At 71.4% G+C, this 22,765-nt stretch carries 22 protein-coding genes; 11 read left to right on the top strand and 11 right to left on the bottom strand.

From position 1 onward, the window contains the following. The first annotated feature begins 34 nt into the window (after positions 1 to 34). Both ACTWJ8_RS00110 and ACTWJ8_RS00105 read left to right on the top strand, forming a co-directional pair. On the top strand, positions 35 to 1,021 hold the full coding sequence (locus ACTWJ8_RS00110; RefSeq protein ID WP_443262271.1) for an aliphatic sulfonate ABC transporter substrate-binding protein: 987 nt from the start codon (positions 35 to 37) through the stop codon (positions 1,019 to 1,021). Between the two features lie 30 nt (positions 1,022 to 1,051). After that, entirely contained in the window at positions 1,052 to 1,858 is an 807-nt protein-coding gene (locus ACTWJ8_RS00105; protein ID WP_443262270.1) for an MOSC domain-containing protein, read from the top strand. 6 nt (positions 1,859 to 1,864) lie between these two features. On the opposite strand, the gene ACTWJ8_RS00100 is transcribed toward ACTWJ8_RS00105, so the two are convergent. Continuing rightward, on the bottom strand, positions 1,865 to 2,842 hold the full coding sequence (locus tag ACTWJ8_RS00100; protein ID WP_443262269.1) for a LacI family DNA-binding transcriptional regulator: 978 nt from the start codon (positions 2,840 to 2,842) through the stop codon (positions 1,865 to 1,867). Between the two features lie 168 nt (positions 2,843 to 3,010). On the opposite strand from ACTWJ8_RS00100, the gene ACTWJ8_RS00095 reads away from it, so the two are divergent. The 3 genes from ACTWJ8_RS00095 to ACTWJ8_RS00085 all read left to right on the top strand — a co-directional run bounded on the left by ACTWJ8_RS00095 (position 3,011) and on the right by ACTWJ8_RS00085 (position 6,623). Beyond that, positions 3,011 to 4,372 carry an NCS2 family permease gene (locus ACTWJ8_RS00095; RefSeq protein ID WP_443262267.1) on the top strand — a complete coding sequence of 454 codons (1,362 nt, stop codon included), beginning with the start codon at positions 3,011 to 3,013 and terminating at the stop codon, positions 4,370 to 4,372. A 51-nt stretch (positions 4,373 to 4,423) separates the two neighbouring features. Further along, complete coding sequence (locus ACTWJ8_RS00090; RefSeq protein ID WP_443262266.1) at positions 4,424 to 6,133, top strand: adenine deaminase C-terminal domain-containing protein; 1,710 nt, start codon at positions 4,424 to 4,426, stop codon at positions 6,131 to 6,133. Positions 6,134 to 6,311: 178 nt separating this feature from the next. Then, on the top strand, positions 6,312 to 6,623 hold the full coding sequence (locus ACTWJ8_RS00085; protein ID WP_443262265.1) for a WhiB family transcriptional regulator: 312 nt from the start codon (positions 6,312 to 6,314) through the stop codon (positions 6,621 to 6,623). Positions 6,624 to 6,632: 9 nt separating this feature from the next. Here ACTWJ8_RS00085 and ACTWJ8_RS00080 read toward each other — a convergent pair whose 3' ends face one another. The 5 genes from ACTWJ8_RS00080 to ACTWJ8_RS00060 are packed head-to-tail and all read right to left on the bottom strand — an operon-like array spanning position 6,633 to position 12,584. Then, positions 6,633 to 7,982, bottom strand: coding sequence for a DUF3100 domain-containing protein (locus tag ACTWJ8_RS00080; protein ID WP_443262264.1), 1,350 nt, complete (start codon positions 7,980 to 7,982; stop codon positions 6,633 to 6,635). A 4-nt stretch (positions 7,983 to 7,986) separates the two neighbouring features. Further along, complete coding sequence (locus ACTWJ8_RS00075; protein WP_443262263.1) at positions 7,987 to 9,204, bottom strand: amidohydrolase; 1,218 nt, start codon at positions 9,202 to 9,204, stop codon at positions 7,987 to 7,989. 10 nt (positions 9,205 to 9,214) lie between these two features. Then, positions 9,215 to 10,771, bottom strand: coding sequence for an aldehyde dehydrogenase family protein (locus tag ACTWJ8_RS00070; RefSeq protein WP_443262262.1), 1,557 nt, complete (start codon positions 10,769 to 10,771; stop codon positions 9,215 to 9,217). A 13-nt stretch (positions 10,772 to 10,784) separates the two neighbouring features. Next, complete coding sequence (locus tag ACTWJ8_RS00065) at positions 10,785 to 11,654, bottom strand: NAD(P)-dependent oxidoreductase (protein WP_443262261.1); 870 nt, start codon at positions 11,652 to 11,654, stop codon at positions 10,785 to 10,787. Between the two features lie 51 nt (positions 11,655 to 11,705). After that, positions 11,706 to 12,584: a MurR/RpiR family transcriptional regulator gene (locus ACTWJ8_RS00060; RefSeq protein WP_356382716.1), complete on the bottom strand. Its 879-nt coding sequence runs from the start codon at positions 12,582 to 12,584 to the stop codon at positions 11,706 to 11,708. Between the two features lie 188 nt (positions 12,585 to 12,772). Here ACTWJ8_RS00060 and ACTWJ8_RS00055 point away from each other — a divergent pair, with 188 nt between their 5' ends. Next, positions 12,773 to 13,786, top strand: a complete 1,014-nt coding sequence (locus ACTWJ8_RS00055) for an enoyl-CoA hydratase/isomerase family protein (RefSeq protein WP_443265141.1) — start codon at positions 12,773 to 12,775, stop codon at positions 13,784 to 13,786. Between the two features lie 30 nt (positions 13,787 to 13,816). Here the strand turns inward: ACTWJ8_RS00055 and ACTWJ8_RS00050 are convergent, their stop codons facing one another. Next, positions 13,817 to 14,302, bottom strand: coding sequence for a nucleoside deaminase (locus ACTWJ8_RS00050; protein ID WP_443262260.1), 486 nt, complete (start codon positions 14,300 to 14,302; stop codon positions 13,817 to 13,819). A gap of 65 nt (positions 14,303 to 14,367) precedes the next feature. Next, positions 14,368 to 15,918 carry a purine-cytosine permease family protein gene (locus tag ACTWJ8_RS00045; RefSeq protein WP_443265139.1) on the bottom strand — a complete coding sequence of 517 codons (1,551 nt, stop codon included), beginning with the start codon at positions 15,916 to 15,918 and terminating at the stop codon, positions 14,368 to 14,370. A 166-nt stretch (positions 15,919 to 16,084) separates the two neighbouring features. On the opposite strand from ACTWJ8_RS00045, the gene ACTWJ8_RS00040 reads away from it, so the two are divergent. Beyond that, complete coding sequence (locus ACTWJ8_RS00040) at positions 16,085 to 17,287, top strand: Gfo/Idh/MocA family protein (protein ID WP_443262259.1); 1,203 nt, start codon at positions 16,085 to 16,087, stop codon at positions 17,285 to 17,287. 14 nt (positions 17,288 to 17,301) lie between these two features. On the opposite strand, the gene ACTWJ8_RS00035 is transcribed toward ACTWJ8_RS00040, so the two are convergent. After that, positions 17,302 to 18,045: a VOC family protein gene (locus tag ACTWJ8_RS00035; RefSeq protein WP_443265137.1), complete on the bottom strand. Its 744-nt coding sequence runs from the start codon at positions 18,043 to 18,045 to the stop codon at positions 17,302 to 17,304. A 204-nt stretch (positions 18,046 to 18,249) separates the two neighbouring features. Between ACTWJ8_RS00035 and ACTWJ8_RS00030 the strand changes: the two genes are divergently transcribed. Together ACTWJ8_RS00030 and ACTWJ8_RS00025 are read left to right on the top strand one after the other, a co-directional pair. Next, positions 18,250 to 18,669 carry an STAS domain-containing protein gene (locus ACTWJ8_RS00030; protein ID WP_443262258.1) on the top strand — a complete coding sequence of 140 codons (420 nt, stop codon included), beginning with the start codon at positions 18,250 to 18,252 and terminating at the stop codon, positions 18,667 to 18,669. A 131-nt stretch (positions 18,670 to 18,800) separates the two neighbouring features. After that, positions 18,801 to 19,238, top strand: coding sequence for a hypothetical protein (locus tag ACTWJ8_RS00025; protein ID WP_443262257.1), 438 nt, complete (start codon positions 18,801 to 18,803; stop codon positions 19,236 to 19,238). A 16-nt stretch (positions 19,239 to 19,254) separates the two neighbouring features. Here the strand turns inward: ACTWJ8_RS00025 and ACTWJ8_RS00020 are convergent, their stop codons facing one another. Both ACTWJ8_RS00020 and ACTWJ8_RS00015 read right to left on the bottom strand, forming a co-directional pair. Next, positions 19,255 to 19,893, bottom strand: a complete 639-nt coding sequence (locus ACTWJ8_RS00020) for a TetR/AcrR family transcriptional regulator (protein WP_443262255.1) — start codon at positions 19,891 to 19,893, stop codon at positions 19,255 to 19,257. 101 nt (positions 19,894 to 19,994) lie between these two features. Next, a complete protein-coding gene (locus tag ACTWJ8_RS00015) occupies positions 19,995 to 20,312 on the bottom strand; it encodes a hypothetical protein (protein WP_356382739.1) in 318 nt (105 codons plus the stop codon). Positions 20,313 to 20,565: 253 nt separating this feature from the next. Here ACTWJ8_RS00015 and ACTWJ8_RS00010 point away from each other — a divergent pair, with 253 nt between their 5' ends. Further along, positions 20,566 to 21,648, top strand: a complete 1,083-nt coding sequence (locus ACTWJ8_RS00010) for an LmeA family phospholipid-binding protein (RefSeq protein ID WP_443262254.1) — start codon at positions 20,566 to 20,568, stop codon at positions 21,646 to 21,648. 111 nt (positions 21,649 to 21,759) lie between these two features. Continuing rightward, on the top strand, positions 21,760 to 22,590 hold the full coding sequence (locus ACTWJ8_RS00005; RefSeq protein ID WP_443262253.1) for an SDR family oxidoreductase: 831 nt from the start codon (positions 21,760 to 21,762) through the stop codon (positions 22,588 to 22,590). Positions 22,591 to 22,765: the final 175 nt, after the last annotated feature.

Genomic DNA, 22,765 nt, shown 5'->3' with positions numbered 1-22,765 from the left:
GCCACCCACGCGCACCACCGAGAGGACATCCGTCATGCCCAGAAGCAGGACCAGGCGCACCACCCTCACGGCGCTCCCCGCCGCCCTGATGCTCTCGCTCTCCGTCACCGCCTGCTCCGGCAGTGGCTCGGGCGACGACAACACGGTCCGCTTCGGCTACATCGCCGACTACAACGGCGCCAGCCTCCTCGCCATCGCCGAGAAGCAGGGCCTGTGGAAGAAGGCCGACCTCGACGCCAAGGTGAAGTCCTTCAACAACGGCCCCGTGCAGATCCAGGCCCTCAGCGCCGGCAGCCTCGACTACGGCTACATCGGCCCCGGCGCCATGTGGCTCCCCGCCTCCGGCAAGTCCAAGGTCATCGCCATCGACACCCTCACCTACGCGGACCGGGTCATAGGCCAGCCCGGCATGAAGTCCATGAAGGACCTCAAGGGCAAGCGCGTCGGCGTCCCCGAGGGCACCTCGGGAGACATGATCCTCAACATCGCCCTGGCGAAGGCCGGGATGACGACCAAGGACATCACCAAGGTCAACATGGACCCGTCCACCATCGTCTCCGCCTTCTCCTCCGGGAAGATCGACGGCGCGGGATTCTTCTACCCCGCCATCGACACCATCAGGAAGAAGGTGCCCGACCTCCACGAGATAGCCAGCACCAAGGACACCGAGGACTCCTTCCCCACCGCGTTCGTCGCGGGCAACAAGGTGTCCGAGGAGAAGAACAAGAAGGTCGTCAAGGTGCTGCAGCAGGCCAACGACTGGCGCCAGGAACACCCCGAGGAGACCATCGCCCTCACCGCCAAGATGCTCCAGGTCACCGAGGCCCAGGCCAAGGCCGACGCCTCCCACGTCGAGACCCTCTCCACCAAGGACCTCGTCGCGAAGACCAAGAGCGGCGAGGTCGACACCTGGCTGAAGAAGCTCGGCGACTTCTTCGTCCGCAACAAACAACTGGACGACAACACCGACCCCGGGAAGTATTACGTGGCCGATCTGTACACGGAGGCCTACGGCAAGTAGGGACGCACGACCGGCAGGGGAGAGCACACCATGGCATCGCACCGCCCGCTCCAGGTCACCTCGCTCACGACCACCGCCATCAAGGGACTGCAGGTGGTACGCCGCGACGAGGTGGAGCTGACCCGCACCGGCGTGGCGGGCGACCGTGCCTTCCTTATGGTCGACGCGGACGGCCAGTTGCTCTCCATGACCCGCACGGGAGCCTGGGCCGGACACACCGCGCACTACGTCGAGGAGTCCGGGACCCTCACCGTGACCGGCCCCGACGGGGAACAGGTGAGCGGGGAGGTCCGGCTCGGCGCCGCCCTGGAGGTCGACTTCTTCGGCCACCACACCGTGCCGTGCCGGTACGTCGAGGGCCCCTGGGCGGAGCTGCTCTCCGAGCGCGCCGGGCGGCCGGTCCGCCTGGTGCGTCCCGGCGCCCCGAACGGCGGCGTCGACCTGCGGCCCGTCACGCTCCTCGGCGAGGCGTCCGTGACCGAACTCGCCGACCGCTCGGGGCTCGACACGGTCGACGCGCGGCGCTTTCGCATGACACTGGGCTTCACCGGCGCCGCACCCCACGCCGAGGACACCTGGGAGGGCCGCACCCTGCGCGTCGGCGAGGCCCTGCTCCGGGTCGAAGGCCCGGTGAAGCGCTGCGGAGCCGTCAACCGCGACCCGCTCGACGGCTCCGGAGGCGTCCGCGCCCTGTCGCTGATCAAGCGCTACCGGGGCCTCGGCGACAGCACCCTGGGCCGCGGCGTCCTCTTCGGTGTCTACGCCGACGTGGTGACACCCGGCCGCGTCAGGGTCGGCGACACCCTGGAACTCGACGCGGAACCCGCCGTCCGCTGACCCGGCTCAGCGCTCGCGCGGCGGCGCCGTCGACGCCCGCAGCACCGGCGCCGCCGGCACCCGCGACGTCACCGTGCGCCTGCGCCCGTCGACCACCTCGTGCAGCCGCGTCACGGCCAGCGTGCCCACCTCGCGCAGCGGCACATCGAGCGCCGTCACCGGGGGAGTCGTCGCCCCGAGCGTGCTCAGATCGTCCGCCGCGGCCAGACTGATGTCCTCCGGCACCCGCAGCCCGGCCGCGCCGAGCCCGTGCAGAAGACCGAGCGCCAGATAGCTGTTGTACGCGAGGACGGCGGTCGCGGCGCCGGGCAGCGACCGCGACGCCTCGATGCCCGCGTCGAACGTCGGCGGCAGCGGCCCCAGCACCCGCACACGCGCCCCGGCCTCCGCCGCCTGCGCGGTCAGCGCCGCGCGCCGCTGCTCGTCCGCCCAGGAGCCCGCGGGCCCCGACACGTAGGCGATCTCCCGGTGTCCGAGGTCGAGGAGGTGGGCGAGGAGCTCGGCGAGGCCCGCCGCCGTGTCCGCGACGACCGCGGGCAGCCGGCCCACCTGCCGGTCGACGAGCACCAGCGGGCGCCGCCTGAACCGCTCGCGCAGCGCCGCGTCCGAGCCCACAGGCGTCACCATGATCAGCCCGTCGGCCTGCTCGGAGAGCCGGTCGGCGAGGGCGTCCTCGCGCGCCGCGTCGTACTCCGAGACTGCGATCAGCAGATGGCTCTCGGTGTCCTCCGCCGCCTGCTGCGCGCCGATGACCAGGGGAGCGAAGAACGGGTTGGAGAGCGTCGGCACGATCAGGCCGACCAGGCCCGTGCGCCCGGTGGTCAGGGCGCGCGCCGCCGCGTTGGGCTGGAAGCCGAGCCGGTCGGCCGCCTCCCGCACCCGCAGCCGAGTGCTCTCCGCCACCATGTCGGGTCGCTGGAGGGCCCGCGACGCCGTGGCCTTCGAGACGCCCGCCGCGTGTGCCACGTCCAAGAGCGTCGCCACCGAATTCCCCCTGCGCGCCGATCCGAAGGGCCGCTGTTCACTTTCGCCCCGTGCCGTGTCATGATACCCGCAACCGGTCTCTGCAACCGGTTGCAGAGACCGGTTGCAGAGACCGTACCCACCAGGGTGCCCCGCCGACCCCGCCCCCTCATCCCGCCGAGGTCCCGCATGTCCACCACCGCTCCGCCGTCCGGCGAGCAGACTGACGGCGCCCCCGCGCCGGTCTCGCTCGTCGAGCGGCTCTTCCGCGTCCACGGCCGCGGCAGCAGCCACCGCACCGAGCTCGTCGCCGGCGCCTCGATGTTCATGGCGGCCGCCTACGCCGTCGTCGTGGTCCCCGGCCAGCTCGCGGGCGCGGGAGTGCCGCACGGCGCCGCGACCACCGCCGTCATCGCCGCGATCGCCCTCGCCACCCTCGCCATGGGCCTCGTCGCGAACCTGCCGTTCGTCGTCGCGCCGGGACTCGGCGGCGTCGCCCTGGTCGCCTTCACCATCGTCGGCCAGGACCACGTGCCCTGGGACACCGCCCTCGGCATGGTGTTCTGGTCCGGCGTCGCTTTCCTCCTCCTGACCCTCCTCGGCATCCGTGACCTCGTCACCCGCCTGATGCCGATGAACCTCAAGTACGCCATCAGCGGCGGCCTCGGCCTCTACATCGCCCTCATCGGCTTCCGCGACGCCGACCTCGTCGTCGGCAACGCGGACAAGGCCGCCCTCGCCGTCGGCGACCTGTCCAAGCCCGCCGGGCTGCTCGCCCTCGGCGGACTGCTGCTGCTCACCGCGCTCGCCGCCCGCAAGGTCCCCGGCGCGTTCCTCATCACCATTGCCGCCGTCACCGTCGTCGGCATCCCGCTCGGTGTCACGGACGTTCCGGACAGCCTGTTCTCCGCGCCCGACTCGCCCGGCCCGCTGCTGTTCAACATCGACATCATCGGGGCGCTCAAGCCGGAGTACTTCCCGTACATCTTCGCGTTCTTCGTCTCCGAGTTCTTCTCCATGACCGGCACCCTCCTCGCCGTCTCCGGGCGCGCCGGGCTGCTCGACAAGGACGGCAACATCCCCGGCTCCCGCCGCCCCTTCCTCGTCGACTCCGTGTCGGTCATGGGCGGTTCGGCCGTCGGCGCCCCGTCGATGACCGCCTACCTGGAGTCCTCGGCCGCCGCCGACGCGGGCGGCAAGACCGGCCTGTCGTCCGTCTGGGCCGCCTGCGGATTCGCGCTCCTGCTGCTCGTCACGCCGTTCGCCACGCTGATCCCGTCGGCCGCCACCGCGCCCGTCCTGATCTACATCGGCCTCAATATGCTCGGCGCCCTGAAGAACGTCGACTTCAAGGACCCCACCAACGCGATCCCGGCCGCCCTCACCGTCGCGACCACCCTGTTCTTCGGCAACTTCGGCACCGGCATCGCCGTCGGACTCACCGCCCACGTCCTGGTCAAGACCGCCGCGGGACGCGTCCGCGAAGTGCCGTGGCCGCTGTGGATCGTCATGATCCCGCTGGGCTACTACTTCTACACACTCGTCCCGTGACCGGCGCGCCCCGCCCGCTGTGACGACCCCCTTGCGAAGGAGCACGACCCCATGAGTGAGCAGCACGACCTCCGGATCAGCGGCGGGCGCGTGGTGTCCACCTTCACCGGCGAGGAGTTCGCCGCCGACGTCCTCGTCAGCGGTGACACCATCAGCGCCGTGCTGCCCCCGGGCGCCCCCGCGCTGGCCCGCGAGGAGATCGACGCCAGCGGCATGCTCGTCGTCCCCGGCTTCGTCGACGCCCACATGCACATCGAGAGCGCGTTCCTCACCCCGCAGGAGTTCGCCGCGGTCACCCTCGCCCGCGGCACCACGACGGTCCTTGCCGACCCGCACGAGATCGTCAACGTCGCCGGGCGCGACGCCATGCGGTGGATGATCGACGCCGGCCGCGAGACCGCCCAGACCCAGCTGTGGGGCGTGCCCTCCTGCGTCCCCGCCCTGGAGGGCCTGGAGCACGCGGGCGCCGCGCTGTCCGCCGACGACATCGCGGAGATGCTGCGCTGGCCCGGCGTCATCGCGCTCGGCGAGGTCATGGACTACCGGGCCGTCGTCGCGGGCGACCGCCGCATGCACGAGATCACGGCCGCCGCCCGCGCCCAGGACGTCGTCCTCGACGGCCACTGCCCGAACCTCACCGGCGCCGAACTCAGCGCCTACCTCGCCACCGGCGTCGACTCCGACCACACCAAGAACCGCACCGAAGTGGTCCTGGAGAAGGCCCGCCTGGGCATGACGATGATGCTGCAGGAGAAGTGCCTGAACGAGGAGGTCGCGCAGGCACTCCTCGCCCTGCCGCAGCTCCCGCCGCTGTGCCTGGTCACCGACGACCTCGCCGCCGACCACATCGTCGACAAGGGCCACCTCGACCACATCGCCCGCGTCGCCGTGGCCGCCGGATTCCCGCCGCACGTCGTCCTGAAGGCACTGACCTGGACGCCCGCCCAGCGCCTCCGCCTGCACGACCGGGGCGTCGTCTCGCCCGGCAAGCGCGCCGACCTGGTGCTGCTGCGCGGCGAACTCGCCGCGTTCGACCCGGCGTTGGTGCTCTCCGGCGGCCGGATCGTGGGCGAGAACGGCGCCCCCGCCGGGGCCGCGTCGGCGGACGGAACGCTCGTACCGCTCGACAGCCATGTCGACGTCGAGCCGCAGGACGCGGACGCCTTCCGCTGGTACACCGAGCTGCCCGACGGTGAACACACCTTCCGTGCCATGCGGGTCAACGAACAGGACACGTACACCGAGGCGGCCGAGGTCCGACTCCCGGTCCAGGGCGGCGAGGTGCAGTGGGAGGGCCGCGCCACCGTCGTCCGCGTCCGCAACCGCTACGGGCGCGACGGAGCTGTCTTCGCGCCGCTGCTCGGCCGCGAACTCGCCGACGGAGCCGTGGCGTCGACGTACGCCCACGACAGCCACAACCTGCTGACCATCGGCACGTCCCGCGCGGCCATGGCGGGTGCGGCGGCCACCGTGCTCGCCGACGGGGGAGGCGTGGCCGTCGTCCGCGGTCCCGAGGGCGAGACGGTCGCCGCCCGCATGCCGCTGCCCGTCGGCGGTGTGCTCTCCGCCCGCCCCGCGTCCGATGTCGCCGATGAAGCGGCCGCGGTCCGCGCGGCGTTGGAGGACTGGGGCTGGCGTCACCTCAACCCGTTCATGAGCGTGTCGACCCTGACCCTCGCCGTCTCGCCCGCACTGAAGATCACCGACCGTTCCCTGGTGGACGTCGTCCGCCGCGAGCCGGTGGGCGCGTCCCCGAACTGACCGGACGCACAGCTTCCCCGCCCGCCCGCGCAACTGCCCGTAACCCCGCGCCTTTTGTCCGTTTCGTAGCCGCAATTGACCGTGTGTTCAGAGGGGGTGGGGTGCGCGAGCTGCACGTATGGCCTAAAGTGACGACTCGACTACTCACCGAGGCGATACGAGGATGGGGGCGGGAGCAGTGCGTCAAGAGCAGGTGTCCGGTTGGGAGCGGGCCGCGTGCCGGGGCACGGACCCCGACGAACTGTTCGTGGAGGGGGCCGCGCAGAGCAGCGCCAAGCGCATCTGCTCCGGCTGCGTGATCAAGACCGAATGCCTGGCCCACGCCCTGGACCAGCGCATCCAGCACGGTGTCTGGGGCGGCATGACCGAGCGTGAGCGGCGCGCCCTGCTGCGCCGCCGCCCCACCGTCACCTCGTGGCGGCGACTGCTCGAGGCCGCCCGCGCAGAGCACGAGCGGCCGGTCCCCGCGCAGCACGCCCGGGTGTCGTGACGGGCCGGCTCAGCCCCACGCCCCGAGCGTGAACTCGGCGATGACGACCGAGAGCAGGAACGACGCGGTGATGGCCACCAGCCCCACCGGCACGATCTTCCAGCCGATCTTGCGCAGCAGCGGCAGGTCCTTCCCGAGGGAGAGCCCCGCGAGCGTCAGCATGATGGTCGCGATGGACAGGAAGTCCACCGACGACACCAGGCGGTTGAGCGTGTCCGAGGCGAAGAACCAGGGACTCGACACATACGCGCCGACCGTGGTGATCCACACGATCGCCGACACCTTCCGGCTCAGCTTCGCGAGCACGAGCCCGACGAGGACGAGCGCGAGCAGCACGGCGTAGCCGCCGACGATGTCCAGGCTCATGTGCCCCGCCGCGACCGATGCGGTGCCGATGCCGAGCACCGTCAGCACGCCGAGCGACAGCCACAGCGGCAGCTTGATCTCGCCCGCCGCCGACGCCACCTGCTCACGGAAGGCCCGGTTCTCTGCGGTGTCGCGCTCCGCGTCCTTCGGCACCCGCTCCTCGGCCACCGTCGCCTCCGCGGCCCGACCGCCGCGCGTCAGGAAGCGGTAGAACCGGTCGGCCAGCGGCAGCGCCACGTAGATCCCGACGTACACACCGAGGATCGTCGTGATCAGGTTGGACACCGCCGCCATGCCGAGGATGGCCTGCTCGTCACCGGGGTACGCGGCCACGATGCTCGCCGACGACGCCGCCATCATCGAACCGGAGCCGACGCCCGCGCCCATCGCCAGGGCGAGCGGGTCGAAGATCTTCCAGTTCGACACCAGCGACGTCAGCAGCGTGATGAACACGGCGCCGAACATCGTCCCGAACACGTACATGGCGAGCACGCCGCGGTACTGGTCCGAGTCGGGACCGTACTTCTCCGACACCATCGCGAACGACGGCTCACGGTCCAGCGAGAACGTGGCACCCACCGTCGCCTTGCCCATGCGCAGCAGCACCGCCAGCGGCAGCGCGATCGCCACCGTGCCGAGCAGATGCCCGATCTCCTGCAGCAGCAGCGCCGGCCCCGCGTCCGCCAGCGTCGGCAGGCTCGGCCCGATGTTGAACGCGAGCCGTGCCACGAGCAGCATCACCGCGACACCGACGAGCGCCGCCGCCACCTTCTGCAGGTCGATGCCGAGCGGCCGGAACCTCTGGATCGACACCAGCAGGCCGAGCAGCAGGCCCCACACCATCGGGAAGATGATGATCGAGCCGATGCCCAGGTCGATGTCCAGCTCACCGATGAACTGCACGACCAGCGCGATCACGAGCGCGAGCCCGGCGATCGGCAGCGTCTGACGGGTCCTGCCGCCGCGGTCGTTCGATGTGAGGAGGGTGGTCATGTCGTCACCCGGCCCTTCTGATGTCACGGTGGTAGGCGGCGGCCACGAACCGGGCACGCTGCTCCGGGTCGCCCGCCGCGTCGACGACGGTCCAGGCCAGCGCCCGGCCCGCTTCCAGCATCAGCTCGTACGCCGCGGCACTGTCGGCGACGGCCGCGAACCCGTGGGAATGGATGGGCACTTCGGCCCCCGGGATGCTCAGCCACGGGTGCAGGCTGGGGATCACCTGGCTGATGTTGCCCATGTCGGTCGACCCGCCGCCGAGCCGGCCGCTCGTCGTGGTGTCCCGCCCGAACGTCTCCATGGCGGCCGTCCAGTAACCGGCCAGCGCGTCGTCCTGGACCAGCGGCTCGTACAGCGGCTCGGTCTCCTCGATGGTGACCTCGGTTCCGCTCGCGAGAGCCGCGCCCTCGAAGCAGCGCCGCACCCGCGCGAGCAGGGCCTCGTACTCGGGCAGCGTGAACGCGCGGCACTCGAAGTCGACGACCGCGCGCTCCGGAATGATGTTCGTGGCGACACCGCCCTCGGACACGAACAGCGCCACCCGGTGGTCCCCGGGGATCTGCTGGCGCAGCAGTCCGATCGCGACCTGCGCGATGGTGGCACCGTCCGCGGCGTTCACCCCCTGGTGCGGCGCGGCCGCCGCGTGCGCCGCCGTCCCGGTGAACACGGCGCGGTAGCGGCCCACCGCCTGCGCGGTGGTGCCCGCGGGGTTGTACGAGACCCCGTCCTGCACCGGGTGGACCATCAGCGCGAGCCCCACCCCGTCGAACGCGCCCGCCTCCAGCATCAGCGTCTTGCCGCCGCCGTGCTCCTCGGCCGGAGTGCCGATCGCCTTGAGCGTGATGCCCAGCTCGTCGACGTGCGGAGCGAGCGCGAGCGCCGCGGCCACCGACGCACCCGCGATCAGATTGTGCCCGCAGGCGTGGCCGACATCGGGCAGCGCGTCGTACTCGACGCACAGCGCCACGATCAGCTCGCCGCTGCCGACGGTCGCCGTGAACGCGGTGGGCAGCCCGCCCGAGCCGTGCTCGACGGTGAACCCGCCCTCGGCGAGCAGCGCGGAGACGGCCGCCGCGGACTCGGTCTCCTGGAAGGACAGTTCCGGGCGCGCGTGCAGGGCCCGGGACATCGCGAGCACCCGCTCCTCCCAGCGCGCGACACCGGCGGAGGTGTCCTGCTTGAGTCGGTCGCCCGACGGCGTGGTGGTGGTCTGGCTCATCGAGGACTCCTCAGTAGCTCAGCGAGGGGAACGGCGCGCCGGCGGCCCGCGTCGGGGTCCACACGGCCTTGGTCTGCGTGTACTCGTCGAGCACGCCGGGCCCGGAGGACCTGCCGTGCCCGGAGTCCCCGAAGCCGCCGAAGGGCACGGCGACGTGGATCGTCTTGTACGAGTTGATCCAGAAGGTACCCGCCTTGACCGCGCGGGCGACGTGGTGGGCGCGTGACACGTCGCCCGTCCACACCGCGCCCGCAAGCCCGAAGTCGGTGGCGTTGGCCCGCTCGACGGCCTCGGCCTCGGTGAAGAAGGCGTCGACGCCGACGACGGGACCGAACACCTCGGTGGTCTCCAGGACGTTCGCGGGACTCACCCCGTCCAGAACGGTCGGCAGCACCCAACGGCCCTGCGCGAGCGCCGAGTTGGCCACGTGCTCGGGAAGGTCGGTGCCGGTCGCCCGGCGGGCGCCGCCCGCGATACCCGCCTCCACGAGCGAGGTGACCGTGCCGAACTGCGGCTCCGTGATGATCGGCCCGACCTCCGTGGCGGCGTCCAGCGGGTCACCCACGCGCAGCCGCGCCGCCCGCTCCACCACCCGCTCCAGGAACTCGGCGTGCACCGAACGCTCCACCAGCAGCCGCGAGCCCGCGACACACGACTGACCGGCCCCGGAGAAGATCGCGGACACCGCGCCGTCCGCCGCCCGGTCCAGATCGGCGTCCGCGAACACGATGTTGGCGCTCTTCCCGCCCAGCTCGAGCATCGTCGGAATGCCCGCCTGGGCCGCCGCCACGGCCACCCGCCGCCCGGTGCCGACCGAGCCGATGAAGGACACCTTCCCGACCCGCTTGTCACCGGTCAGCGCGGCGCCGACCGTGCCACCGAGGCCCGTCGCCACGTTGAACACACCCTCCGGCAGCCCCGCGGCGTGCGCGAGCTGCGCGAGCCGCAGCGTGGAGGCGGGCGTGAACTCGCTCGGCTTCACGACCACCGCGTTGCCCGCGGCGAGCGGCGCCGCCGCGTTCCAACCCCCGGTGAACAGCGGCGCGTTCCACGGCGTCACCGCGACGACGACACCCCACGGGACGCGCTCGGTGTACGTGTGCCAGTTGCCCGGCACCGGAATGGTGTGCCCGAGCAGCTTGTCCGCCCAGCCCGCGTAGTAGCCGAACATCTCGGCCACCTTCGCCGCCTCGACGCGCGTGTCACGGATCGGCTTTCCCGTCGTCGCGGACTCCAGCGCCGCCAGCTCCTCGCCGTGCTGCGCCACGGTCCGTGACACCTCGCGCAGGATCGCCGCCCGCTCGAACGGGTCGGTGGCGCCCCACACCTCGGCGCCGCGCACCGCGCTCGCCAGGACGGCGTCGGCGCCCTCCGCGCCGGCGTCGGCGTAGTCGGTCACCCACTCCGACGTGGCGGCGGACGTGAGCCGGACGGCCTCGCCGCGGCCCGCGACGACACGCCCGTCGACGAACGAGCCGAGTCCCTGCGGGAAGTGGGCGTCCAGGGCCGCGCGCGCCGTGGCGGCACCGGAGGCGGCCGATGCGATCGAGAAGGTCGTGCTGTTCATGGTGCGTCGGTCCTTAACGGGTGAGGGTCGGGGCGACGGTGCGGGCTATCTCGGAGAAGTCGGCGGCGGGGCCGAGCGCGGCCAGGGCCTCCTGCCACCGCTCGCTCGCAGCGGACAGCAGCCGTGGTGTCTCGCCGCGCAGCGCCGCCGTCTCGACCGCGAGCGCGGCGTCGCGTGCCATCAGGCCGAGCGAGAACCCGGAGTCGTAGCTGCCGCTGAGCACCCAGTCCGGGTACATCGCCGACGACGCCCTGCTGGCACCGGACGCGCCGCTGATGCCCTCGGCGGCCGCGGCCGGGTCCACGCCGTAGGCCCGCGCGACGGCGAGCGCTTCGCCGACCGCGACGAGATTGACCGCCGCCAGCACGTTGTTGAGCAGCTTCACGACATTCCCGGAGCCGGGCCCGCCGAGGTGCCGGAACTGTCCGCCGGTCAGCGCGTCGAGCACGGGCCGCGCCGCCTCGACCGCGTCCTCCTCGCCGCCGACGAACGCGGAGAGCCGCCCGGCCGCCGCACCCGTGCGGCCACCGGAGACCGGCGCGTCGACGAACGCCACCCCCTGCTCCGCCGCCCGCGCCGCGCACGCCGCCGAGGTGTCGGGCTGCGACGTCGTCGTGTCGACCACGGCCAGCGTGCCGGGGCTCGCCAGGAGGACGGGCAGGCTCGCCTCGACGACCGCGGCCGACGGCAGCGACAGCACCACGTACGGGGTGCCCGCGAGGGCTTCGAGGGTGTCGACGGCGGCCACGCCCGCCTCCCGCGCGGCGGCGCGCGCGGCGGGGGAGGGATCGAAGCCGCCGACCTGCCAGCCGGCCTCGACCAGCTGGGCGGCCATGGCGCCACCCATCGACCCGAGGCCGACGACGGCGATGTGCTTGCTCATGAGGGTTCCTTGCCAGAGGAGTGCGGGACTTACGAGGAGTGCGGGTGCGGGTCAGTCCAGATAGATGTCGAGGTCGCGCCAGAGCTGCTGGGTGCGGCGGATGGCGTCGCGGCTGCGCTCGGGCCGTGCCTCCTGCATCCCGGCGAGCAGCCCGTACACCACCGACGTGGCGGCCGTGACGGACTGGAAGAACGAGATGCCCTCGGACGGCACGATCAGCAGATGGTCGGCGATGTCGGTGGCGAGCCGGCCCCGCCGCATGTCGGTGATGGCGACGACGGTGGCACCGGCCTCGTGCGCGGCCTCGGCGGCGGCGATGACCTGTTTCGTCGAGCGCCACATGTTGACGACCACGAGGACGTCGCCGGGACCGACGCTGTTCACCGCCGACGCGAGGTGCACACCGGCCCGGTTCTCCAGCGTGATCGGGTAGCCCATCGTGGAGCCGAGGTGCGCCATCACGCCCGCGGGACCCGCGAAGGAGCCGACACCGATGACGAGGATCGAGCGGGCCTCCGCGAGGGCCTCGATGGTGGCCTCGGCGTCCGCCGCGGAGTTGCTCTCGAGGGTCTGGCGCAGGTTCTCCAGGTCGTGGGTCAGCGCGTCGTGCAGCGGGCTGCGGTGCTCACCGTGCTCGGTGAGCGTGTCCTCGGTGGAGATCTGCACGAGATAGCGGGCCCGCAGCTCGCGCTGGAGGTCGGGCCAGCCCTGGTAGCCGAGGGTCTGCGCGGCCCTGACCACCGTCGAGCTGTTCACGTCGGCCCGCTCGGCGATCTGCGCGATCTCGGCGTACGAGGCGAGCTGGGGATTGCGGACGATGACGTCGACGACGCGGGTCTGCGCCTTGGACAGGGGCACGTCGGGCAGGGCGTCCCCCAGCCAGTCGGCCTGGCTGTCCGGGGTCTGCCGGGGGGTGCGGGGAGTGGGCACGGGCGTTGCCTTCTGGGAGAGCGAGCAATCTGCAAGTGCGTTTGCAGAACCGTACCGCGCAATCCCAATTGCGGGAACCCCTGATTCCGCGTGCCCCGGGAACCCGGGGTGATAGAGATGGGACCTGCCGTGATCTTCACCGGAAGGAACCACCGTTGAGCTCCGACGCCGCCCCCGTGCTGCGGTCCATGGAGGGACGCGCCGCGTACCTCACCCTGAACCGGCCCCGGGCCCTGAACTCCCTCACCCACGCCATGCTCCGCACGACCGCGGAGGCCCTCGACATCTGGGAGCACGACCCGGCCGTCGGGACCGTCGTCCTCCAGGGCGCGGGGGAGCGGGGCCTGTGCGCCGGAGCCGACATCCGGCTCTTCCACGACGACGCGCGCAGCGGCGACCACCGCGCCTCGCAGGACTTCCTGCGCGACGAGTACCGCCTCAACTCCCGGATCGCGCACTACCCGAAGCCCTACGTCGCCGTCATGGACGGCATCGTCATGGGCGGCGGCGTCGGACTCTCCGCGCACGGCGGCATCCGTATCGTCACCGAACGCTCCAAGGTGGCCATGCCCGAGGTCGGCATCGGCCTGGTCCCCGACGTCGGCGGCACGTACCTGTTCACTCGCGCGCCCGGCCGACTCGGCACCCACCTCGCGCTCACCGGAACAGCCATCGGCGCCGCCGACGCGCTCCTGTGCGGCCTCGCCGACCACTACGTACCGTCCGACGCGCTGCCCGCACTGCTCAGCGCGCTGGCACAGGAGGAGCCCGAGACCGTCGTCGCCCGGCACGCCGCACCCGCGCCGCCCGGCGTGCTCGACGGGCAGCGCCACTGGATCGACGCCTGCTATGCCGCCGACACCGTCGAGGAGATCGTCGAGCGGCTCTTCGCGACCGGCGAGATCGCCGCCAAGGAGGCCGCGGACCTGATCCTGTCCCGCTCGCCCATGGCCGTGAAGGCGACCCTGGAGTCCCTGCACAGGGCCGCCCGCCTCGACACCCTGGAGCAGACCCTCGACCAGGAGTACCGGGTGATCTGCGCCGCCCTGCACACCCACGACCTGCCCGAGGGCATCCGCGCCCAGATCATCGACAAGGACCGCGACCCGCACTGGTCACCGGCGACGCTCGGCGAGGTCCACCGAGCCGACGTCGAGCGGTACTTCGCGCCGCTGGGGGAGGGGGAGCTGGGCCTCGGCTGACAGAGCCCCTGCCCAGCACCGGCCCCCGCTCTAGGCGCCTTGCGCGCGCTGCGCGAGGCGCCGGTGCAGCTCCTTCACCGCGGGTACCAGCTCATCCACCGGTCCCTCGACCTTCACGGACGGGGCGACCTCCTGGATCGGCAGCGCGTTCACCGGCCCCTGCGGGCACCCCCACTCGGCCAGCCACCCCGACAACTGCGCCGACGACGCCACGTACACGATCCGGTCCAGGCCGACCCAGGCGTGCGCCGCCGAACACATCGGGCAGTGCTCACCGGACGTGTACACGGTGGCCGTCGCCCGCTCCTCGGGCGTCATGTTCTCGGCCGCCCAGCGGGCCAGCTCGAACTCGGGGTGCCGGGTCGAGTCGCCGCCCGCGATCCGATTGCGGTCCTCGGCCCGCACCCGCCCCGCGCCGTCCACGAGGACGGAGCCGAACGGCTCGTCACCGGCGTCCAGCGCCTCGGCGGCCAGTTCCACACACCGGCGCAGATGGCCCAGTTCACGCTCTTCCATCACGGCCTCTTTCCCTGTCCCTGTGACGACGGACGTGCCGACCCATCCTCTCAGCGCCCTCGCGCTCAGGCGCGACCGCCCGCCGTCGTCGTGTCACCCGTGATGGGCGGCACCTCCGCGTCCGAGGCCCGCACCAGGCGCGGCCCCGCCGGACCGAACACCGCGCGCGGCTCCGGGAAGAGCAGCAGCAGCGCGACGTAGACCACGGCCGCCAGGACGAGGCCGACCGGCAGCGAGATGTCCGCACCACGGGCGAGCCCGCCGAGCGGACCCACGAACTGCCCCGGCAGGTTCGTGAACAGCAGCGCCACGCACGCCGACACCAGCCACGCCGAGAGCCCCCGCCAGTTCCAGCCGTGCGTGAACCAGTAACGCCCGCCCCGCTGCCGCCTGTTGAAGACCTGAAGGGCCTCCGCGTCGTACCAGCCCCGCCGGGTCACGTAGCCGAGCGCCATCACCACCATCCAGGGCGCGGTGCACGTGATGATGAGCGTGGCGAACGTGGAGATCGACTGGGCGAGGTTCAGGACGAACCGGCCGACGAAGATGAACGCGATCGACAACGAGCCGATGAACACCGTCGCCTGCACCCGGCTGAACCGCGGGAACACCGACGAGAAGTCCAGACCCGTGCCGTACAGCGCGGTCGTCCCCGTCGCCATCCCGCCGATCAGCGCGATCAGGCACAGCGGCAGGAAGTACCAGCCCGGCGAGATCGCGAGCAGCCCGCCCACATAGTTCGGCGCCGCCGGATCCAGGTACCGCTCCGCCTTCGCGGCGATCACCGACGCCGTCGCGAGCCCGAACAGGAACGGCAGCAACGTCGCGACCTGCGACAGGAACGCCGCCACCAGCACACGCCGACGCGGTGTGTCGGCCGGAATGTAACGCGACCAGTCACCGAGGAACGCGCCGAACGACACCGGGTTCGACAGCACGATCAGCGCCGAACCGATGAACGACGGCCAGAACATCGGCGCCGACGACGAGGCGAACGACCCCGCGTACCCCGCGTCGAAGTCCCCGGCGAACGCGAACACACCGAGCACGAACAGCGCCGACGCCGCAAGCACCGCGATCTTGTTCACGAACAGCATGAACCGGAACCCGTACACGCACACCGTCAGCACGAGCCCCGCGAACACCGCGTACGCCACCGCGTACGACACGTCCGACTCCGGCAGCCCCACCAGCCGGTGCGCCGCGCCGATCAGCGCGTCGCCCGACGACCACACCGAGATCGAGAAGAACGCCACCGCCGTGAGCAGCGACAGGAACGACCCCACGACCCGCCCGTGCACCCCCAGATGAGCCGACGATGACACCGCGTTGTTCGTGCCGTTCGCAGGCCCGAACACCGACATCGGCGCCAGCAGCAGCGACCCCGCCACGAGCCCGAGCACCGTCGCGGCCAGCCCCTGCCAGAACGACAGGCCGAACAGGATCGGGAACGCCCCCAGCACACACGTGGCAAAGGTGTTCGCCCCACCAAAGGCCAGCCGGAACAGATCGAGCGGTCGCGCCGTCCGCTCCCCATCGGGAATCCGCTCCACACCATGCGTCTCGACCTCGGTGATTCCCGTACCACCACCGGGTCCTGACGGAGCATCGGACATCGAGGTGTCAGGTGTCGCGTCGACCATGCCTGTTCCGCCTTCGCAGCGTGCCGGGAGAATGGGGCAGGAAAGATCGTGCCCGACAACGACGCGGCAGAGGAAACCGGGTCCGCGTACCGGAACAGCGCCACCGCCCCACACCGTTGACACCGAAAGGCACCCGCACATGACGTTCACCCTCGGCATCGTCGGCGCCGGACAGTTCGCCGGCGGCTTCGCCAAGCTGTTCCTCGCCCATCCCGGCGTCGACGCCGTCCACGTCACCGACCTGCTGCCCGAGCGGGCGGAACAGCTCGCCGCGAAGGAGCACCTCGACGGCACCTTCCCGTCCTACGAGGCGATGCTCGCGTCGCCCGACATCGACGCCGTCGCCGTCTTCACGCAGCGCTGGACGCACGGACCGCTCGTCCTCCACGCCCTCGACGCGGGCAAACACGTCTACTCCGCCGTCCCCATGGCCGTCACATACGACGAGATCGCCGCCATCATCGACGCCGTCCGCCGCACCGGACTCACGTACATGATGGGCGAGACCAGCCAGTACAACCCGGCCACCGTGCACGCCCGCAACCAGATCGCCGAGGGCGCCTTCGGGCGCCTCTTCTACGCCGAGGGCGACTACGTCCACGACATGGACCTCGGTTTCTACGAGGCGTACCAGTACAGCGGCGGCGAACGCTGGAAGGAGACCGCCAGCTACCCGCCGCTGCTCTACCCGACCCACGCGGTCGGCGGCGTGCTCGGCGCCTGGCGCACCCACGCCGTCAGCGTGTCTGCGATCGGCGTGAAGGACGAGCGCGGCGACGGCGTCTTCGACACCGGGATCAGCCAGTTCGGCAACGACATCTCGAACGCCACCGCCCTCTTCGAGGTCGCGGGCGGCGGCTCCTTCCGCACCAACGAATTCCGGCGCGTCGGCTACCCCTCACACATCAGGGAGTCCCGCTTCCGCTTCTTCGGCACCGACGCCAGCATGGAACAGCTCGCCACCGTCAGCCTCTGGCAGGACAAGAAGGGCGTGAAGGACATCACCGAACTCCTCGAACCCAAGCCGTCCCTGAGCCCCGACGACCCCTCCCTCGAAAAAATCGCGCCGGCCCTGCGCGCCGCCTTCACCTCCGGATCGGCCCCCGTCCACGACCGCGCCCGCCTGCCCCGCGTCTACGACGACATGCCCAACGGACACGAGGGCAGCCACCACTTCCTCGTCGACGACTTCGTCACCGCCGTCAACACCCGCACGCTCCCACCGGTCAACGCGTGGGTCGCCGCCCGCTACACCCTCCCCGGCATCGTCGCCCACGACTCCGCACGCCAGGACGGCGCCCGCCTCCCGATCCCGGACTTCGGCGACGCCCCCGAGGCGTAACGAAGAGACACCCCTCACCCCCGCCCGAGCACACAGAAGTCGTGCCCCTCGGGATCCGCGAGACACGTCCACGGCACCTCGCCCTGACCGAGATCTACATCGGTGGCCCCGAGCGCCCGCACCCGCGCGACCTCCGCCTCCTTGTCGGCACCCTCGTAGGGCAACAGATCCAGGTGCAGGCGGTCCTCCACGGCCTTGCCGTCGGAGGACCGCAGAAACTCCAGATACGGCCCGACCCCCTCGGACGACCGCAACACCGCATGGTCGTCCGCCACTTCACACACCGTCCAGTCTGTCGCCCCGCCCCAGAACCGGGCCATCGCCCGCGGATCCGCGCAGTCCACGACGACCGCCGCGATCGGCCCGGTGTCCCGGTACACCTCACGGGGCTCCAGCACACAGAACTCATTGCCCTCCGGATCGGCCAGCACCACCCACGGAACGGCACCCTGACCGACATCGACGGTCCGCGCGCCGAGCTCCCGCAGCCGCGCCACGGTCTCCTCCTGATGCGCAAGGGACCTGGAGGCGAGATCGATGTGCGTACGGTTCTTCACCTCGGTCTTCCCATGCGGAACGGCCACCACATCGACGCACAACGCGCTCGCGTGCGGCCACACGAAGCCGCCGCCCGGCTCCACATGCGTCACCCCGGGCACCTCACTCGACACACCCCACCCCAGCGCGTCCGCCCAGAACCGTCCCACCAGCGCGTCGTCGAGCGCCTTGATGTTCACCCGAACAGGTCTCAGTGCCATACGGCCGAGCCTATGCACCACAGGGCCGCCCAGCACGGGTGGAGTGTCGCCTCGCGGTGATCATTTCCCGGCCACGTACTCTTGCAGCGCACACCCATCCCCACCGGACCGCGGTCCGGCAGGCGTGGAGTGGTGGCGAGGGGGTAGGCGCGCCGCCGGGGCGCCGCGCGTGCCAGGGACGCCCCCGCGGCTGAAGGGACGGTTATGGGGCAGGCTCGAGCACGGTTCCCTGTGCGCTGGGAGGACGGAGGTGTCCTCGTCGTACAGGTCATGGGCCGGTTCGATGCCGATGCCGCGACGGACCTCGGCGCACTGATGGCCCGCCTGGACGCCACCGGCCACTCCGGACTGGTCGTCGACTTCCACGACACCGAGCACTGCGCCGCCGACGCGGCACGGACCTTCGTCGACGCCGGCGCGGACATGGTCGAGGGCGGCGGCGCCCTGGCCCTCGCCGCGGACACCCCCGTATGCACCGTTCTCCTGACCGCGGGCGCGGCCCGTCTCCCGCTCGGCGTCCACGAGGACGTCGCGGCCGCCGTCGAGAAGGTCGCGGGCGGCCCCGGTGGCACGCTCGGGGACGACAGGGACGCGGACGCGGGGTCGGGCTCGGCCCTGCGTTAACCCGCCTCCGGTTCGTGCGGTTGGCCGCTTCCGGTTCGTGCGGTTGGGGCCCCAGCGCGGCGTGATCTGATCCTGACGCTGCGGGAAGCCTCCGGGCATCATGGTCCCGTGGTCGTACGGGGAGGGCCGCCGTGGGCGCGAGGGTGCGTGACGTGGTGCGGGACGTGGTCGCCGAGGTGGCGCCCGAGGAGGTCCTGCTCCTGGACAAGCTGACGAACCTGGACGACGAACGCCTGACACGCCTGTTCGCGTCGCACCTCCAGAACATGGAGCCGGACCATGACGTGGTCGGTGTCGACGTCACGGCGGCGGTCACGCCTGTGGTGTGGACGGCGGTCGACGAGGCGGCACGCGGCGCGAACGCGGGCGGCCGCACGATGGTCGACCGCCTGCTGGGCCGCCCCCGCCCCGCTCCCGTGATCCGTCCCCGCTCCACGGCCCACCTCGAGTCCGTACGCCACCTCGTACGGGAACGGGCCCGCGCCGCACGCCTCGGCGAGGACGCGGCGACGGCACTTGCGGAGGCGGTGGCGGCGCGCTTGGCGCTGGAGTTGACGGACGCGGGCTGAAGCGGATGGCCCCGGCTCAGTCGGACGGCGGGGCGGCGGCGAGAACGCCGGACGGAACCGGAAGCGTGGCGGGGAGCGCCGACGCAAGAGCCTGTTCGGCCGCATCCCGAACCCGGTCCGGATCGGCCGACGCCTTGCCGACGACGCGCAGCCCCTGCATCAGGACGAGCAGCATCCGGGCGACCGCCCGCGGATCACGGTCACCTGGCAGCTCACCCTGCACACGGGCCCGCACCAGAGCCGAGTGCAACAGCACCTCGAGGCTCTCCCAACCGGCATCGACCTGCCGGGCGACATCGGGATCGTGAGCGCCGAGCTCAGCCGCCGCATTCGTCAGGAAACACCCGTCGCCCCGCACGCCGTCCGCACCCGCCTCGGCGGCGAACCGCCGCACCACGGCCCGTACGGCTGGCAGCGCGGGCCCCGGCCGCGTCAACTCCCACAACAGCGCGGAGCGTTGCGCCTCGTCGTACCGCCGCAAGGCCCTCAGATAGAGCTGGCGCTTGTTGCCGAAGGTGGCGTAGATACTGGCGCGCCCGATACCGAGATGGCCGACAAGATCGGCCATCGAGGTCGCCTCGTACCCACGCCGCCAGAACAACTCGAGAGCCGCCTGAAGCACGGCGTCCGGATCGAATTCCTTGCTCCTGACCACGCCTGTCGTCCTTGGGCACTACTGATCGGCAGAAACTGGGGTGCCGCGTTCTTAAGGAAGCGCACGCACTCGCTCTCGCTTTCCCTCTCCCTCCCTCTCGCTCATGATCGGGTGAGGGTGTAGGAGAGCTGATAGTTGGCGCCGTCCCGGGTGAAGTCGAGGGTGCCGCTGCCCTCCTCGGAGAGGGTGTGCTCGCCGAGGAGATCGCTGCGGTTGCCCGGGAGCCGATCGGCTTCGTGGAGCGTGATGGTGACGTCGTCGCCGTCGAAGGCGTGGTAGGCGTCGATCGGGTACGCCTCGCCTGCACGCATGCGGGGGAGCAGGACCTTCTGGCCGTCGACGGCGAGCTGGGGGTCGTCCGCCCCGACGCGGTCCTCGGTCTCGACACACGTGAGGATCTTGAGGTGAAGGTTGGCCATTGATGACTCCCCGTACTTCGAAATATGGCCGGTACGCCCAGCGCACCGGTCGGTCCATGGATCGCTAACGGGCAGACAAACAGCAGGGCCCTGCAGAGCCTCGGCCCGGCGCGGGGTCGATACGCAATCTTCACGGCCGGTACACGGGTCGTCGACGGGATGATGACGAGTGGTAAACAGCGGTGGAGAGGCCCGCATCCCCGCCGCAGAACGGAACTTGGGGATGCGGAGGCTCGTATGTTCGGATGAGGCGGTGATTGAGAACGGCCCTTCCGAAGACTCCAAGGCCCAGGTCCCCGGCGCACGCGACGCGTCCGAGCCGTCGACCGTGGGCAACGACACCGGCGAAACCCCGAGCGCGCCCCTGGACCGCAAGGCGCGCAGGGCCCGCCGCCGCGAGGCCCGCAAGGCGGCCCGCACCCCCGCTCGTACGGCGGTGAAGGTGACGGCGTCCGTGGTCGTGGTACTGGCCTTCCTCGCGCTGGGCGACCGCTGGGCGGTGCTCTACGCGGAGAACATGGCGGCGAAGCAGGTGCAGGACGGGCTGAAGCTCCAGGCGGAACCCGAGGTCCACATCGACAGCTTCCCGTTCCTGGGGCAGGTCGTGATGGGCAACATCGACCACGTGGAGGTCAACGTCCCCCACGTCCCCGCAGGACCGGTCTCCGTCGCCCAGGTGAAGGGCTCGGTCGACGACATCCGCATCGTCGGCAGCCTCCCGTCGTCCGTGAAGGGCGCGGTGCTCAGCAAGGTGCGCGGCGACGTGTTCCTGGCCTTCGACGACCTGAACCGCGAGGTCGGCGCGTCCCAGGTGAAGCTGGCGCCGGGCCCGCGGCCGAACACGGTGCAGGCGAAGGGCGACATCCCGGTGGCGGGCAAGCAGGCCCAGATCCGCGGCCGCGCCCACCTGGAACGCACCGGCGATCACGGCCTCGCCCTGACCGTCTCGGACACCCGCATCGTGGTCCCCGACCTGCTCACGTACACCCCCGGCAAGGGCGGCGGCCTCCAACTGACGGCCCCCGCCATCGCCAAAATGGACAAGCAGGAAACCGAACAGGCCACCGGCGAACGCCTCCGCCCCGGCCAACTCCTGAAGGGCGCCACCATCGACGCCCTGGCAGACCACCCGTCCCTCCTCAAGCCGGCCGGCATCGACCCGTCCCTGATCAAGGGCCTCCAGAAGGTCCAGGAACCCAAGGTCGCGCAGGCAATGGAATTCAAGGCGCAACTCCCCAGGGACTTGCCGGGCGACCTGCGCCTGCGCCAGGTGACGGTGTCGGACGACGGCATTCGGGCGCGGTTGACGGGGCGGGAGGTTCCGTTGGGGACGTGATGCGAGGGCGGGGTGTTGAGCCTTCGCCAGGGTTGGCTGTACGTGGCGGTGGTCTTTTCCAGGCCCAGGGACCAGTCTGGCCGGGCGACGCGGTGATTATGGTGGCGTGCCATGACGGTCTTGATCATCGGCGGTAGCGGGTTTCTGGGCGCGGAACTGGTGCGTCAGGCGGTGGCGGCTGGTCACGCGACCGCCGCGACTTTCGCGACCAGGCCCGGTGGCACTCCAGGAGCCGGGTGGCACCCGCTCGACCTGCGGGACGCGGGACGTGTGGAGGCGGTGGTGGCCGAGGTCGCGCCGCGCGTGATCGTGAACGCGTCGAGTGGCGGGGCCGACTGGGCTGTCACGGCTGAGGGCCCGGTGCGTCTGGCGATGGTCGCGGCAAAGTACGGCCGCCGCTTGGTGCACGTCTCGAGCGACGCGGTGTTCTCGGGCTCTCGCGTCCACTACGACGAGTCTTGTCTGCCGGATCCTGTGTCCCCTTATGGGGCGGCGAAGGCGGCGGCGGAGACGGGTGTGCGTCTCGTGCATCCGGATGCTGTGGTCGCCCGTACGTCGCTGATCATCGGGGACCGACGGTCTGCCCATGTGCGGATGGTGCATGAGATGGCGGCGGGGGCGGTTGGTGGGGGTGTGCTGTTCACCGATGACGTGCGTTGTCCTGTCGATGTCGGCGATTTGGCCGCTGCTCTCCTGGAGCTGGCGCTCGGGGACGTGAGCGGGGTGCAGCACCTGGCGGGTCCGGATGCGGTGAGCCGCCACGAACTCGGACGTCTGATCGCGCAGCGTGACGGTCTCGACGCCTCGCGCCTGCCTGCGGGTCTGAGGGCGGGCAGCGGGGTTTCCGGGGGCCTGGACGTCCGCCTGGACAGTCGGGCGACTCAGCGCGGGCTGGGTGCGAGGCTGCGTGGGGCGCGCGAGTTCCTTGCGGTGTGGGCGTGACGGTTTCGTGGGGGCGGGTCTTGCTGTTTGGGGTGGCGTGTCCCGCCGTTGGTTGGGTTGGTTGGTGGTTGTGGTGGTGTCGCCTGTTTGGGTGTGTGTGTTCACCGCCCGGTGTTTTCGGGAAGTGCGTGGTCAGGGGCGTGTTGTTGGGCTGGTTGAGTGCGACTGTGTGTGT

This window comes from Streptomyces sp. SDT5-1, from assembly GCF_052245995.1.
Classification (GTDB): domain Bacteria; phylum Actinomycetota; class Actinomycetes; order Streptomycetales; family Streptomycetaceae; genus Streptomyces.
Note: the sequence above shows the minus strand (reverse complement) of the source record. Positions and strands in the feature narration are given on the sequence as shown.

Bases quoted from the DNA above. Each gene is read 5' to 3' on its own strand.
- ACTWJ8_RS00110 (WP_443262271.1), top strand. From the start codon at position 35: ATGCCCAGAAGCAGGACCAGGCGCACCACCCTCACGGCGCTCCCCGCC.
- ACTWJ8_RS00105 (WP_443262270.1), top strand. From the start codon at position 1,052: ATGGCATCGCACCGCCCGCTCCAGGTCACCTCGCTCACGACCACCGCC.
- ACTWJ8_RS00095 (WP_443262267.1), top strand. From the start codon at position 3,011: ATGTCCACCACCGCTCCGCCGTCCGGCGAGCAGACTGACGGCGCCCCC.
- ACTWJ8_RS00090 (WP_443262266.1), top strand. From the start codon at position 4,424: ATGAGTGAGCAGCACGACCTCCGGATCAGCGGCGGGCGCGTGGTGTCC.
- ACTWJ8_RS00080 (WP_443262264.1), bottom strand. From the start codon at position 7,982: ATGACCACCCTCCTCACATCGAACGACCGCGGCGGCAGGACCCGTCAG.
- ACTWJ8_RS00075 (WP_443262263.1), bottom strand. From the start codon at position 9,204: ATGAGCCAGACCACCACCACGCCGTCGGGCGACCGACTCAAGCAGGAC.
- ACTWJ8_RS00070 (WP_443262262.1), bottom strand. From the start codon at position 10,771: ATGAACAGCACGACCTTCTCGATCGCATCGGCCGCCTCCGGTGCCGCC.
- ACTWJ8_RS00065 (WP_443262261.1), bottom strand. From the start codon at position 11,654: ATGAGCAAGCACATCGCCGTCGTCGGCCTCGGGTCGATGGGTGGCGCC.
- ACTWJ8_RS00055 (WP_443265141.1), top strand. From the start codon at position 12,773: ATGGAGGGACGCGCCGCGTACCTCACCCTGAACCGGCCCCGGGCCCTG.
- ACTWJ8_RS00050 (WP_443262260.1), bottom strand. From the start codon at position 14,302: ATGGAAGAGCGTGAACTGGGCCATCTGCGCCGGTGTGTGGAACTGGCC.
- ACTWJ8_RS00045 (WP_443265139.1), bottom strand. From the start codon at position 15,918: ATGTCCGATGCTCCGTCAGGACCCGGTGGTGGTACGGGAATCACCGAG.
- ACTWJ8_RS00040 (WP_443262259.1), top strand. From the start codon at position 16,085: ATGACGTTCACCCTCGGCATCGTCGGCGCCGGACAGTTCGCCGGCGGC.
- ACTWJ8_RS00035 (WP_443265137.1), bottom strand. From the start codon at position 18,045: ATGGCACTGAGACCTGTTCGGGTGAACATCAAGGCGCTCGACGACGCG.
- ACTWJ8_RS00030 (WP_443262258.1), top strand. From the start codon at position 18,250: ATGGGGCAGGCTCGAGCACGGTTCCCTGTGCGCTGGGAGGACGGAGGT.
- ACTWJ8_RS00015 (WP_356382739.1), bottom strand. From the start codon at position 20,312: ATGGCCAACCTTCACCTCAAGATCCTCACGTGTGTCGAGACCGAGGAC.
- ACTWJ8_RS00005 (WP_443262253.1), top strand. From the start codon at position 21,760: ATGACGGTCTTGATCATCGGCGGTAGCGGGTTTCTGGGCGCGGAACTG.